This is a genomic window from Paraburkholderia sp. 22099, assembly GCF_052045835.1.
GTDB lineage: Bacteria > Pseudomonadota > Gammaproteobacteria > Burkholderiales > Burkholderiaceae > Paraburkholderia > Paraburkholderia terricola.
On record NZ_JBQEPU010000051.1, the window covers coordinates 25369 to 37954 of the forward strand.

The following is a 12586-nucleotide window of genomic DNA, read 5'->3' on the forward strand; positions in this document are numbered from 1 at the left end:
TGCCGGGCTATCCGCAGCGGACCACACCGGCTCAGTGTCTATCTATCGATATGCGTCTACGCCGACGCCGAGAGTTCGAGCAAGGGCGTTCCGTAACCGACCGTTGTGCCATGCGTGACGCACAACCGCATGACCACGCCATCCGCCGACGCGACCACGGGCACGCACAATTGCGCGATCTGCAGCAAGCCGACGATGTCGCCCGGTTTGACGTGATCGCCCGCGCTGACCAATGGCGTGGAACGCGCCGGATGCGTCGATAGAAAGATGCCGGCCGACTTCGCGGTGATGCTGACGGCCTGCGTCTGCGTAGTTTCCGCTGCGCGCGCGAGTCCGCCGGGAACCACAGCCCAAACCGCCTGCGCCGGCGCATCCGCACCGGCAGAGCCAGGCGCCTGCTCCATCGTCAACCGAACCGTCGCGCCGGGCTTGCTGATTTCGATGAACTCGATATCGACTTCTGCAAGCCACGACGTGATCTGCCGAAGCTCGCCGATATCCACTTCGATTTTTTGTGTCATGTGTCAGTGTCGGGAAGGGCAAAACAGTGCAACGAGATTGCGCACCCTGACGAGATAACTGTCCAGTTCTTCCAGCGCCGTAACGGCTTCCGCGTACGTCGTCTGAACAAAGCGAATCTTCGTACCAATGCGCGCCTGCGCGAGCCGCCATAAATCGGCTTCGATCACGGTGCCGATCTTCGGATAGCCACCCGACGGCTGCGCATCCCGAAGCTGAATGATCGGCTGTCCGCTATGCGGCACCTGGATCACGCCCGGCACGATGCCATGCGAGCGCTTTTCAATGGAATGCGTCGCGACCAGGGTCGGACCGGCGAGACGATATCCGTAGCGATCGCTCTGCGGCGTCACTTTCCACCCGTCGCGCCAGAACGCTTCGAGCGACTCCGGCTTATAGCAATCGTATTCCGCGGCGGGCAGCACGCGCACCACGGTTTCGCCCGCGTCGGCTGCGGGCAGGGATAACGGTGCCGGCAACGAATACTCAGGCGGCACCGTGCCGAAACCCGCGGCGAGCACCGCATCTTGCAGCACGATGCGCCCGGCGAGACCCACTGCCTTTACCACATCCCCCTTCTGCAACTGACGACCGTTGTAGCCGCCGAACTGGCCGCGCAATTGCGTACTGCGCGAACCGAGCACTACCGGTACGTCCACGCCGCCCGCGAGCGACAGGTAGCAGCGCGTGCCGCTGGTCGGCACGCCGATCGTCAGCACGTCGCCCTGTTTCGCCTGCACGGTCCACCACGGCAGCACCGGCCGGTCGCCTAAGCGCGCCGAACAATCGGCACCGGTGATGGCGAACGAAAGATCTTCAAGGAAGCGGATGCGGAACGGAAACATCGGAATTTCGATGCCGGCCGCGTCGTCCGGATTGCCGAGCAACAGATTGCCGACCGCAAGCGCCAAGCGGTCCATCGCGCCGGCCGTTCCGACGCCGTAGCGCAGATAGCCTTCACGCCCCTGGTCCTGCACCGTCGCGAGCGCGGACGACGACAAGATCTCGATCATGGAACAATCCTCTCGACCCGAAAACGGATCAGGTCGCCAGGTGCGAGCGTGGCTGGGTTATCGCGCGTGGGGTCGAAGAACGACATCGATGTATGACCGATCGTGTTCCAGCCGCTCGGTCCCGTCGATGCCGACACGCCGGTCTGCACCCCGCCGATCGACACCGCGCCGCCAGGCAAGCCCAGAACCGGCACCTTGCGCCGCGGCGTGGCGATACGCGAATCCATGCCGCCCAGATAGCAGTAACCTGGATGGCTACCGAGCGCATAGACCGTGTAGAGCGGCGCGCAGTGCAATTGCACAACCTCGTCGATGGACAAGCCAGTGTGATTCACCACGTCCTGCAGATGTGGCCCGAACTCGCCGCCATATTCCACCGGCAAGTCCACCACCCGCCCTTCGATCTGCAATTCGCCCGCCGCGGCCCAAGCGTCGCGCAACGCGGCGCCGAGCGAGACCGGATCCGCGGGCGGCGTGGAAAATGTCACCATCAGATTGGTCACGCCCGGCACCGCCTCACGCACGCCCGGCCATGATTCGACCTCGCGGGCGAGTGTCCAGATGCGGCGCTGGGCATGCAGATCGAGCGCGCCCGGCGCTTCGAACAGCATGGCCGTCGTACCCAGCATGCTGATGCAAAGCGCCTGCTCCGATTCATCCTGTTTCATTGCAAGGACAGTCCTCTGTGAATCCGGACGCAGCCGTTCGACTACATCCCCGTGCGCAATCGACGCATGCTCAACAGTCGGCGTCATGTCTGTTTCCTCTTTGCGAGCCAACGCTCCAGATGATGAATATCGACGCCGCCCTCACGGAACGCTTCGTCCTCGAGCATGGCCTGATGCAATGGGACGTTGGTGCGAAGGCCTTCGATGCGCATCTCCGAGAGCGCGATGCGCATACGCACCAGCGCCTCTTCACGGGTTGCGCCGTGGGTGATGACCTTGGCGATCAGCGAGTCGTAATACGGCGGCACGACCGCACCGCTGCTCATATGCGAGTCCACCCGCACGCCGTTGCCGCCCGGCAGCTCCCAAACGGAAATCTTCCCCGGACACGGAGCGAAGGTGAACGGGTCCTCGGCGTTGATCCGGCATTCCAGCGAATGACCAAGCGTGCGAATGTCCGACTGACGGATCGTCAACGCGTGTCCTTGGGCGATCCGGATCTGTTCCCGCACGATGTCGATGCCCGAGGTCATTTCCGTCACCGGATGCTCGACCTGCAGCCGCGTATTCATTTCGATGAAGTAGAACCGGCCGTTCTCGAACAGAAATTCGAAGGTACCCGCGCCACGGTAATTCGTCTGCCGGCAGGCTTCGGCGCAGCGCTCGCCAACTTGCCGGATCAGTTCCGGGTCGATGCCGGGTGCGGGCGCCTCTTCCAGGACCTTCTGATGACGCCGTTGCAGCGAACAGTCGCGCGAACCGAGCCACACGGCATTGCCGTGCGTATCGCACAAGACCTGAATTTCGACGTGACGCGGATGCTCGAGAAACTTCTCGACATAGAGCTCGGGCTTGCCGAAGGCGCGGCGTGCTTCCTCGCGCGTCACCGACACGGCTTCGAGCAACTGCTCCGGGCCCGGCACGACGCGCATGCCTCGTCCGCCACCACCACCCGCCGCCTTGACGATCACCGGATAGCCGATCTCCTGCGCGACTCGCAGAATTTCCGTGGGGTCGTCCGGCAGACCGCCGTCCGGGCCCGGCACGCAGGGCACGCCGGCCGCACGCATGGCCCGTTTGGCGGCGACCTTGTCGCCCATCGTGCGGATGGAGTCGGGCTCGGGGCCGATGAAGGCCATGCCGGCGGCTTCGACCTGCGCCGCAAAATCCGCGTTTTCCGACAGGAAGCCATAACCGGGATGAATCGCCTGCGCGCCGCTCACGTGCGCAGCGAACAGGATCGCGGCCCGGTTCAGATAACTCTGCCCCGGCGCGGCAGGACCGATGCACAGCGCCTCGTCGGCGAGCCGCACATACCGTGCATCGGCGTCGGCCTCGGAATGGACGGCGACGGTTTTCAGACCGAGTTCACGGCAGGCGCGCTGGACTCGAAGCGCGATCTCGCCGCGGTTGGCAATCAGTACTTTGTTGAACATGGTCGATCAACCGATCCGGAACAGCGGCTGCCCGGACTCCACTTCGCTGCCAGGAGCCACAAGAATCCCCACAACGGCGCCGCTGAGTTCGGACTCGATCGCGTTGAACATCTTCATTGCCTCGATCGTGCAGAGCACCTGTCCTTCCTTGATCGTATCGCCGGGATTCACGAAGGGCGCCTCGCCCGGCGCCGGCGTCAGATGAACGACGCCGAACATGGGCGCACGAACGAGTTGCGCCTCACTGGCGGTTGCGGGGGCTGCCTTGGGAGTGTCGATGGATGGCGAAGGCCCGGCGTGCGGTGATTGAGCCCCTTGGCTTCCCTGGGTGCCCGGGGGGGATCTCACGGGTACACGTTCATCGCCCGAAGGCGCGTCAGCCCGCTTGCCGCGCCGTTTCGCCTTCACAAGTTTGACCCGTTCCTCGCCCTCGATGACTTCGAGCTTGGCCAGCGGAGAATCCGCCAACAGGTCGATAAGCGCCTTAATCTTCTGGAGATCCATCTTTGAGTCCGTAGCCGGTTGGACGCGCGCCGGTCGATTGGCGTGCGCGAAGCACCGCTGGGGCTGTACGGCAACCAGATTCAATCTCCCGTTGCCTCGCCCGCGTGACGGCTAGCCTCGTCGCGCCGGCTCACTGCGAACCGGGGCGATCGACGATGGACTCAATGTATCCGGCGCATAAAAAATGCGCCAAGACGGTTTGGCTTTGTAGCGATAAGGCGCGCTTATGTATCGGCGCTATCGGCACCGGACTCGAAGCGCACGTCGAGCGCAAGGTCGCCGGCCAGTTCCAACAGGATGTCCTTGACGGCCGCGGCGGGCTCGGAAAGCGGCAAGTGGTCGGACAGGCACACCGAAAGCGGGATCTTGATGACGGGTGAAACGATCCGGCATTGCACGACGTTGCCCGCCGCGGCCACGACCCGTGCGGTGGAATCGGGAAGGATGGTCGCACCGATCCCGGCGCTCACGGCGGCCGACAAGGTCGACGCGGATTCGATTTCGGCCACGACCTTGGGGATCATCTGCACGCGCGCGAAACCCTCGTCGACGTACTTGCGCAGATAGTTGTACGGACGCGGCAGGAGCAAAGGCACGTCGCGCAACTCCGTCACGGCGATCTGCTCCAGCGTGATCCCCATGCTGCGCGGCGCCACGAGAAACAGTTCCTCGTTCATCAGAAGCTGGAACGACAGGCCGTGGACGGGCTTGTCGCCATACAGCACGGCCATGTCCATACGCCCGTTCATGATCAGCTCGCTCAACGTCGTGCCGAAGTTCTCGTTGATGTAGAGAAGAATGTCCGGATGCCTGGCGCGCACGGTCCGCAACAACGGCAGCGAGAGCGCCGACGCGCCGGTGCCGGGCGCGAGCCCCACAGAAACCTGGCCTGACAGCGTCTGGCCGGCGCTCTTCACGTCGGCCTGAGCCTGTTCGTACTGGCGCAGGATCAACTGGGCGTGGCGATACAGCGTGGCGCCCGCCTCAGTGGCCGTGACGCCCCGCTTGGTGCGCACGAGCAGCTGTTGCTGGAACTCGTCTTCGAGCGTGATCAACTGCTGGCTCAGCGCCGGCTGGGCGATATGAAGCACTTCGGCGGCCTGCGTCAGGCTGCCGATATCGACGATCTTCACGAAATACTTCAAACGCCGCAGGTTCACGGTAGTCGCGTCTCAACGTTCAGTGATGGCGACAATGATAGGGCAAGCGCCACGCCGCGCACAGTGCCTAAAAAAACTTCGCTCCCGCTCCTGCAACGCTAAAAGCGTGGCCTGTCAGCGTATTCCCGCATGGCCCCCGATCGGTAAATGCCGGACGCGCACGCGTACCGCCCTGTCATAAGTGGATGTTATTGCGCCAGCGGAAAGACGTCTTGGCTTGAAGTTTTTCGCGCGCTTAAGGTGAAGCGTCATCAAATGCCGTTGAGGAGTCAAGTGTGAGTGCATCGCGAATTGCCGCCCGCGTCCAGCGAATCAAGCCTTCGCCGAGCAGTGCCGCCGCGGACCGGGCCGCGGAACTGCGGCGGCAGGGGAAAACCATCGTCAACCTCGTGGTCGGCGAACCCGACTTCGACACGCCCGCGCATATTCGCCAAGCCGCTTTCGACGCGATGGAGCGCGGCGAAACACGCTATACGCAAACCGCGGGCACGCCGGCGCTGCGCGCCGCCATCGCGGCAAAACTGCAACGCGAGAACGGTCTTTCGTACGATCCCAAACACATCATCGTGACGTGCGGCGCCAAACACGCGATTTTCAACGCGCTCGCCATCACCGTTGAAGCACGCGATGAAGTCCTGATTCCCGCGCCCTACTGGGTGTCCTACCCGGACATGGTGCTCGCCTGTGACGGCGTGCCGGTCGTCGTGCCCTGCACCGAGGAAGACAGCTTCAAGCTCACGCCCGCCACCCTCGAAGCGGCGATCACGCCCCGCACGCGCTGGCTGATCATCAATTCGCCGACCAATCCCACCGGCGCAACCTATAGCGCCGCCGAACTGCGCGCATTGGCGGATGTGCTGTTGCGTCACCCGCAGATGCTGGTGATGATGGACGACATCTACGAACACATCCGGTTCGACGGCGAGGCATCACAGCACCTCTTGTCGATTGAACCCGAACTCAGCTCACGTACCCTGGTCGTCAACGGCGTGTCCAAGACCTACGCGATGACCGGCTGGCGCATCGGCTACGCCGCCGGCCCCGCCGACCTGATCGCGGCCATGGACACGCTCCAGTCCCAATCCACCAGCAACGCCAGTTCGATCAGCCAGGCCGCAGCGCTCGCGGCGCTGAACGGCGATCAGACATTCGTGCAGCAATCGGTGCGGACCTATAAGGAACGCCGCGACCACGCACTCGAAGCGCTTAACGCGATTCCCGGCATCAGTTGCAAAACACCGGGCGGCGCGTTCTATCTGTACGTCAATTGCGGCGGCATGATCGGCCGCACCACGCCGCAAGGCAAGCGCATCGAGGGCGACGTAGATGTCGTTCTGTACCTGCTCGAACACGCCGGCGTCGCACTGGTTGCCGGATCGGCCTATGGCGTTTCACCTTTCTTCCGGATGTCGATTGCGACAAGCATCGACAATATCGATGAGGGCTGCAGGAAGATTGCCGCCGCGGTCGCCGCACTGAACTGAGAGTACGGCGATGAAGCGAATATGTCGCGTCGTCGCTTTATAAAAAAAACATGCCGCGCTGAGAGGACGTGGCAGTCGGTTTGGAGTTTTCCATTTTTCGTCAATCTGCAAGGGGTTCTACTCGTGAAAAAGCATGCATTAGGCACACTAACTGGACTTGGACTGGCAATTTCTGGGATCGCACACGCGCAGTCGAGCGTCACCCTGTACGGCATCATCGACGAAGCGGTGCGCTACGACACCCATCAGAACAAATCCGGCGGGAAGCTTTTCACGATGGGTAGCGGCGGCGAGATTCAGGGTAGCCGCTGGGGTCTGCAGGGAACCGAGGATCTCGGTGGCGGGTTGGCCGCCATCTTCCAGCTCGAAGGCGGCTTTACACCGAATACCGGCGTGACACAGCAATCTACGCCGTCCGGCACCGCCCGCCTGTTCGGCCGCACCGCGATGGTGGGGCTGCGCAGTACCGACTACGGCACGTTGACGATGGGCCGGCAATACACGCTGGTGCATGAAATGGGCTGGACGCACGATATCTATGCGTTCGCTAATTACACCGGCACGGTCGGCTTTCAGGGCGCCGGTCTGACTGGCGGCGGCCGTCTGGACAATTCCGTGCGATATACCTCGCCGGCGCTTGCCGGTTTCACCCTCAAGGGCTCGTATACCTTTGGCGGGGTAGCGGGGAATACTCACCAGAACTCGTCGCCGGCCGTCAGCCTTTCTTACGACCACGGCCCCTTGAGCGTTGGCGCGGCCTATCAGATCGTCAACGACATCGGCGGCCTGACGCCTGCGACCAGCACCTATGGCAGCACGTACTTCGGCGTGACGATCCCGGACAGCTCGCAAAAGATCTTCACCGCGGGCGCAACGTATAAGTTCGGCGCGGCGAAGGTGTTCGGCTCGTATATCTACAGCCACGTCTACCCGGCCGACTATCGCAACGACTCCTTCTCCACGGCGGTCCAGTACTTCATCACGCCGTCACTCGTGCTCGATCTGCCGTTCTACATCGACTTCGTCCATCACGCAGGCCGGAGCGGCACGCGTATCACGACCGGTCCGACGTTCGACTATTTCCTGAGCAAGCGCACCGACGTCTATGTCGGCGTGGACTACAACCACCTGACCGGCGCATGGACGACCCTCGCCGCCGCCTCCGGCTCGAACCAGCCGTTCTATGGCTTCAACTCGCTGTTCGAAGCCACGATCGGTCTGCGTCACAAGTTCTAATTTGCGGTATTGACGGTCTGTTGGGCGTCGCCCGACGCCCAACAGAACGCGCCGAAAGCCAAACAGCATCGGGACGCCAAATCCTGTCCCGATCGTCCATGCACGATCCCGGCATCAAAAGGCGGGCCTCGATCCGCCAATTCCGTCTATCGATTCCTGGAGGAACACTCATGAGAATCGGCATCTCCGCCGAAAGCCGCGCCGGCGAGACGCGTGTCGCCGGCACACCGGAAAACAGTCAAAAAACTCACCGCGCAGGAGCATACCGTTCAGGTGCAAAGCACTGCAGGCGAGCGTGCCCATTTCCCCGATAGCGCCTACGCACAGGCCGGCGCGACATTGGTCGAATTAGCCGAAGTCCGCGTCGAGATGACCAAGATGCCCGACCTCATTGCAGCCATGCACTCGTTGATCGGTCTTGCCGCCATTTGTATTGCCTATGCGGTAGTCTCCGAGCCGTCCGCTTTCGGACTGGCGGCAACCGGCAGCGAACTGCCTTATGGCAATCGCGTCGAGTTGTTCATCGGCACCTTCATCGGCGCGATTACGTTCTCCGGATCCGTGATCGCGTTCGGCAAGCTGTCCGGCAAGTATAAGTTCCGCCTGCTTCAGGGCGCACTCGTCGTCTATCCCGCGCGTGGTGATCGTTCCTGGCTACGGCCTCGCGGTCGCGCGCACAGCATGCGTCGAAGGAATTGACCGATAAGCTTACAAACAAGGGCATCGACGTGCGTTATGCGATCCATCCAGTGGCCGGCCGGATGCCGGGACATATGAACGTGCTGCTCGCCGAAGCGGAAGTGCCGTACGACCAGGTTTACGAAATGGACGACATCAACGCGGAATTCGGCCAGACCGATGTCGTGCTCGTGCTGGGCGCCAACGACGTTGTCAATCCCGCCGCAAAGACGGGCCCCGCCTCGCCGATGGCCGGCATGCCGATTCTGGAGGCCTATAAGGCGCGCACCGTGATCGTCAACGAACGGTCGATGGCGTCCGGTTACGCCGGTCTCGACAATGATCTGTTCTATATCGACAAAACGATGATGATGTTCTTGGATACCAAGAAGGTCATCGAGAATATGACCAAAGCGCTCGAATGAGCATCCATAAGCGTCGACTATCGGCCCAGACAACTTTGATCTTTGTCGGCTAGGCCCTGAGACGCTACCGTATAGCGTGCTGATCCCGCATTCACCGTTATAGGCCCTCACCATGCATGCACTTGTCATTCACGCCCCACTCGATCTGCGCATCGAGGACGTTCCCACGCCCGAACCGAAAGCCAACCAGTTGCTCGTACGGGTTCGGGCCGGCGGTATCTGCGGTTCGGATCTTCACTACTTCAACCATGGCGGTTTCGGCACGATTCGCATCAAGGAGCCCATGGTGCTGGGCCATGAAGTCTCGGGCGCCGTTGCGCGCGTTGGATCCGACGTGACGGATATGCCGGTCGGTACACGGATTTCCATCAGCCCGAGCCGGCCGTGTGGCCTGTGTCAATACTGTCAGCAAGGGCTGCAGAACCACTGCCTGGATATGCGCTACTACGGCAGCGCAATGCGTACGCCGCACGTGCAGGGCGCATTCCGGCAGGAGATCGTAATCGACCGTTCACAGGCGCATGTCGTGGCGGACTCGTTGAGCGATGCCGAAGCTGCAATGGCCGAGCCGCTCTCGGTCGCGCTTCACGCCGTTCGGCGCGCGGGTCCGCTGCTCGGCAAGCGGGTGCTCGTCACAGGATGTGGGCCGATCGGCGCGTTGATCGTGGCGGCCGCGCGCAGAGCCGGTGCGGCGATGATCGTGGCAACTGATGTGAATGCGCTGCCGCTCGACAGCGCGAAAAAGGTGGGCGCCGACCTCGCGTTTAACATCGCGGAGACGCCGGACGCGCTTCAGCAATTCGCCATCGACAAGGGCAGCTTCGACGTTCTGTGCGAAGCGAGCGGCAACGCAGCAGCATTGCGCGGTGCGTTCGACGTGCTCAAACCGCGCGGCGTGATCGTCCAGGTCGGCCTAGGTGGCGACATCTCGTTGCCGATCAACGTGATTGTTGCCAAGGAATTCGATCTGCGCGGCGCATTCCGCTTCCACGAAGAATTCGCCATTGCCGTCGAACTGCTGAACAAGGGATTGATCGACGTGAAGCCCTTGATCTCGGGCATTTTCCCGTATCAGGATTCGGTCAAGGCGTTCCAGACAGCGGCCGATCGCTCAAAATCGATGAAGGTGCTGGTGAGCTTCGATTGATCGCACACGTGTGGCGACGATGGCGCGGCAAGCCGCGTTCGTCGCCATACATAAAAGAAAGCGCCCATAAAAAAGCCGACGTTGCGATGCAGACGTCGGCTCTTTCCTTTTCCCCACCCGGGGCTCAGTTATTACATCGCGCTTCAAGCGCATCGATAAACGCGCGGTTCCAGCGGCCTTCCTTCATCGCCCGCATCGTCTCAGCCTCGGCTTCCAGAACGGCCAGCGCTTTTTCGATGACAAGCTCGGCGGCGTCCTGTGGAATGGCCAGCAAGCCATCCTGATCGCCGACGACGATATCGCCCGGATTGACCACCATTCCGCCGACCGATACCGGCACATTGATTTCACCCGGACCGTCTTTATACGGCCCCCGGTGTGTGACCGCACGGGCATAAACCGGGAAATCCCGGTCGCGGATTTCCGCGACATCACGGATCGCGCCATCGATGACCAAACCGACAACGCCGATGTTTGCTGCGTAGAACGACAGGATGCCGCCAACCACGGCGTTGTTGAGATCGCCGCCCGCGTCCACGACCAGGACATCACCTGCCCGGCAAAACTCCAGCGCGCGCAGGTAAGTGAGGTTATCCCCGCCACGCGAGCGCACCGTGACCGCGGTGCCGGCCATCGTCTTCTTGCCAGGCCGTTGATACGGGTGCAGGCCCACGCTGCCGACGTTGCGGTGCATGTTGTCGCTGAGCGCGGACACGGGGATGTCTCGCAATGCGCTAAGGATCGCTTCGGCAGCCTGAGCCGCCGACGGGTTCTTCCTGATGGCTTTGTACATGGTCGATCTTCGCTTCCGGATGTAAGGGGAGCGGCTCATGCAGATCAGGAACGAGTAGGCACGACACCGCTGCAACACGGCTATAACGGTATATCGTTCCTGCAAATCGCGCCAAGACGGGTTCGTTCTTGCGCAATAGGAAACGCTTATGAAACGCTATTGTCGGAGGAGGTGGCGCCGAGATACGTCTCTGACGGAAGAACAGCCGCGGGGCTTCGGTCCGAAAAGGCGTTTCCAGCGAACGGGCCATGCTCTTCGATAAGGGATTGCAATCGCAGGAGAATATAGGCTCCGTCGGCGACATCATGTATGCATCGATCATGATCTGGACGCAGCGCGACAATGTGTTCCAGCTGGCAAGCGAGTCGGCGTGGTGAGCGCAAGCGCATCGGCGTTCGACAATGCCGCGACCGCGCTCGAAGCCGGCGCGGCGCAAGTCGATCTGTTCGTGCGCCGCGATGCTTTGCCTCGCGTCAACAAGCTGACAGGTATAGCTGGTTCGTCCTTTCTGCCCATCTCGCCCGGCGCCATGCCAGGCAAACCTCACCGGTGACGACGTGACAGCGTCCGGACTGTTGTCGCCCGTCAACTGGCATCCGAGGAAGCCGAAGGGCGTCAGCGGCATCGGACCAGGTTTTGGCGAAGGAATCAAGCTGCCGGTGCTGGCGAAGTTGATGTTCGCTGAGCGGTTTCTATCTAGTCTGTTCGATCAGATTGCTACTGTCGCGGTGACAGATTCGAAGGAGCACTGCGCGGATCTGGCGATGTTGGAAAAGGTCGACACGCCCGAGAGCTCCAAATCACCCGCAAAGACCAAATAGGCGGATGCGACTGAGGCCAATAGTGGCGTGGTGCAGGCCAAATCAGAAAGCGCGTTACTCGCGGAATGGAAGTCGTCAGACGCCATCCTTGCTTGGGCTCGGATGCTGCCTTCCGTGGCGGACATCGATCTACGGCCGTAGGCATAAGACTGTGTACATGACTAACAACAAGCAAGAAGTGATGGAAGTATTGAGGGGGCCGCAGCGTCAGCGGCGCTGGTCGATGGACGAGAAACTGGCATGGTGCGGGAGAGCTTCGAGGCAGGAAAAGCCGCGCATCACACGCTATCTGTCGCCCGAGCTGTGGCTTGAGGTCAAAACCTGGATTCAGGCGGTGCCGAAAGAAACGGACCGCGAGCGCGAGCATTACTCGCGCACGTGTTGGCTGTTCACCCTGCTCTATCTGGGTGGCTTACGGATCACTGAAGTGGGTGAAAACACGATGGGCCGATTCTTCCGCCGCCGGGTCGTAAACGGCGAAGATCTCTGGTGGCTGGAGGTGCTGGGCAAAGGCGGCAAGGGAGCCGCTGGTGCCAGCCACCTTGGAGATGATGGCGGACCTCTCGACATACCGTCGCGAACGGGGTAAGTCAGTATGACTTCCGTGACGTACGGGCTGGCCTCGTGTGGGGAATAAACGCGGGTTAGCATCGCTGCCAGAGCCGCACGGTGTGGGCAGGCCACACCCGGCAACTTCCACCA

At 61.9% G+C, this 12586-nt stretch carries 13 protein-coding genes and 2 pseudogenes; 8 read left to right on the plus strand and 7 right to left on the minus strand.

Annotated features, from left to right (window positions below; all coding sequences use genetic code 11):
• Positions 1 to 56 precede the first annotated feature (56 nt).
• The 6 genes from ACTJLC_RS30365 to nac all read right to left on the minus strand — a co-directional run bounded on the left by ACTJLC_RS30365 (position 57) and on the right by nac (position 5300).
• Positions 57 to 521 carry an acetyl-CoA carboxylase biotin carboxyl carrier protein gene (locus ACTJLC_RS30365; protein WP_310136108.1) on the minus strand — a complete coding sequence of 155 codons (465 nt, stop codon included), beginning with the start codon at positions 519 to 521 and terminating at the stop codon, positions 57 to 59.
• A 3-nt stretch (positions 522 to 524) separates the two neighbouring features.
• Positions 525 to 1532 carry a biotin-dependent carboxyltransferase family protein gene (locus ACTJLC_RS30370; RefSeq protein WP_310136110.1) on the minus strand — a complete coding sequence of 336 codons (1008 nt, stop codon included), beginning with the start codon at positions 1530 to 1532 and terminating at the stop codon, positions 525 to 527.
• Positions 1529 to 2200: a 5-oxoprolinase subunit PxpB gene (pxpB, locus tag ACTJLC_RS30375; RefSeq protein ID WP_310136111.1), complete on the minus strand. Its 672-nt coding sequence runs from the start codon at positions 2198 to 2200 to the stop codon at positions 1529 to 1531. The genes ACTJLC_RS30370 and pxpB overlap by 4 nt, the downstream gene beginning before the upstream one ends.
• 83 nt (positions 2201 to 2283) lie before the next feature.
• Positions 2284 to 3636 carry an acetyl-CoA carboxylase biotin carboxylase subunit gene (gene accC, locus ACTJLC_RS30380; RefSeq protein ID WP_310136114.1) on the minus strand — a complete coding sequence of 451 codons (1353 nt, stop codon included), beginning with the start codon at positions 3634 to 3636 and terminating at the stop codon, positions 2284 to 2286.
• A 6-nt stretch (positions 3637 to 3642) separates the two neighbouring features.
• Entirely contained in the window at positions 3643 to 4140 is a 498-nt protein-coding gene (accB, locus tag ACTJLC_RS30385) for an acetyl-CoA carboxylase biotin carboxyl carrier protein (protein ID WP_310136116.1), read from the minus strand.
• 224 nt (positions 4141 to 4364) lie between these two features.
• Positions 4365 to 5300, minus strand: coding sequence for a nitrogen assimilation transcriptional regulator NAC (gene nac / locus ACTJLC_RS30390; protein ID WP_310136117.1), 936 nt, complete (start codon positions 5298 to 5300; stop codon positions 4365 to 4367).
• Between the two features lie 275 nt (positions 5301 to 5575).
• Between nac and ACTJLC_RS30395 the strand changes: the two genes are divergently transcribed.
• The 4 genes and pseudogenes from ACTJLC_RS30395 to ACTJLC_RS30410 all read left to right on the plus strand — a co-directional run bounded on the left by ACTJLC_RS30395 (position 5576) and on the right by ACTJLC_RS30410 (position 10270).
• Positions 5576 to 6784 carry an aspartate transaminase gene (locus tag ACTJLC_RS30395; protein WP_310120421.1) on the plus strand — a complete coding sequence of 403 codons (1209 nt, stop codon included), beginning with the start codon at positions 5576 to 5578 and terminating at the stop codon, positions 6782 to 6784.
• A gap of 162 nt (positions 6785 to 6946) precedes the next feature.
• The gene (locus ACTJLC_RS30400; RefSeq protein WP_310136123.1) at positions 6947 to 8020 is read left to right on the plus strand and encodes a porin; all 1074 of its coding nucleotides are present in this window, start codon (positions 6947 to 6949) and stop codon (positions 8018 to 8020) included.
• Positions 8021 to 8296: 276 nt separating this feature from the next.
• A pseudogene (locus tag ACTJLC_RS30405) lies at positions 8297 to 9123 on the plus strand (NAD(P)(+) transhydrogenase (Re/Si-specific) subunit beta); the annotation flags it as partial.
• 112 nt (positions 9124 to 9235) lie between these two features.
• Positions 9236 to 10270 carry an L-idonate 5-dehydrogenase gene (locus ACTJLC_RS30410; protein ID WP_073430274.1) on the plus strand — a complete coding sequence of 345 codons (1035 nt, stop codon included), beginning with the start codon at positions 9236 to 9238 and terminating at the stop codon, positions 10268 to 10270.
• Positions 10271 to 10394: 124 nt separating this feature from the next.
• Here ACTJLC_RS30410 and ACTJLC_RS30415 read toward each other — a convergent pair whose 3' ends face one another.
• Positions 10395 to 11063 carry an RraA family protein gene (locus ACTJLC_RS30415; protein WP_073430273.1) on the minus strand — a complete coding sequence of 223 codons (669 nt, stop codon included), beginning with the start codon at positions 11061 to 11063 and terminating at the stop codon, positions 10395 to 10397.
• 248 nt (positions 11064 to 11311) lie between these two features.
• Here ACTJLC_RS30415 and ACTJLC_RS30420 point away from each other — a divergent pair, with 248 nt between their 5' ends.
• From ACTJLC_RS30420 to ACTJLC_RS30435, 4 genes and pseudogenes are all read left to right on the plus strand, one after another.
• A complete protein-coding gene (locus tag ACTJLC_RS30420) occupies positions 11312 to 11440 on the plus strand; it encodes a hypothetical protein (protein WP_310136119.1) in 129 nt (42 codons plus the stop codon).
• Positions 11416 to 11601, plus strand: a pseudogene (locus ACTJLC_RS30425) (hypothetical protein); the annotation flags it as partial. The gene ACTJLC_RS30420 and the pseudogene ACTJLC_RS30425, both read left to right, overlap by 25 nt.
• A 19-nt stretch (positions 11602 to 11620) precedes the next feature.
• Complete coding sequence (locus ACTJLC_RS30430; protein WP_083085665.1) at positions 11621 to 11884, plus strand: hypothetical protein; 264 nt, start codon at positions 11621 to 11623, stop codon at positions 11882 to 11884.
• Positions 11885 to 12041: 157 nt separating this feature from the next.
• Entirely contained in the window at positions 12042 to 12473 is a 432-nt protein-coding gene (locus tag ACTJLC_RS30435) for a hypothetical protein (RefSeq protein ID WP_310319252.1), read from the plus strand.
• Positions 12474 to 12586 lie beyond the last annotated feature (113 nt).

What these genes read in the sequence shown, in the direction of transcription:
- pxpB (WP_310136111.1), bottom strand. Translation starts at nt 2,200, where the DNA reads ATGAAACAGGATGAATCGGAGCAGGCGCTTTGCATCAGCATGCTGGGT.
- ACTJLC_RS30365 (WP_310136108.1), bottom strand. Translation starts at nt 521, where the DNA reads ATGACACAAAAAATCGAAGTGGATATCGGCGAGCTTCGGCAGATCACG.
- ACTJLC_RS30420 (WP_310136119.1), top strand. Translation starts at nt 11,312, where the DNA reads ATGCTCTTCGATAAGGGATTGCAATCGCAGGAGAATATAGGCTCCGTC.
- ACTJLC_RS30415 (WP_073430273.1), bottom strand. Translation starts at nt 11,063, where the DNA reads ATGTACAAAGCCATCAGGAAGAACCCGTCGGCGGCTCAGGCTGCCGAA.
- ACTJLC_RS30410 (WP_073430274.1), top strand. Translation starts at nt 9,236, where the DNA reads ATGCATGCACTTGTCATTCACGCCCCACTCGATCTGCGCATCGAGGAC.
- ACTJLC_RS30435 (WP_310319252.1), top strand. Translation starts at nt 12,042, where the DNA reads ATGACTAACAACAAGCAAGAAGTGATGGAAGTATTGAGGGGGCCGCAG.
- accC (WP_310136114.1), bottom strand. Translation starts at nt 3,636, where the DNA reads ATGTTCAACAAAGTACTGATTGCCAACCGCGGCGAGATCGCGCTTCGA.
- accB (WP_310136116.1), bottom strand. Translation starts at nt 4,140, where the DNA reads ATGGATCTCCAGAAGATTAAGGCGCTTATCGACCTGTTGGCGGATTCT.
- ACTJLC_RS30370 (WP_310136110.1), bottom strand. Translation starts at nt 1,532, where the DNA reads ATGATCGAGATCTTGTCGTCGTCCGCGCTCGCGACGGTGCAGGACCAG.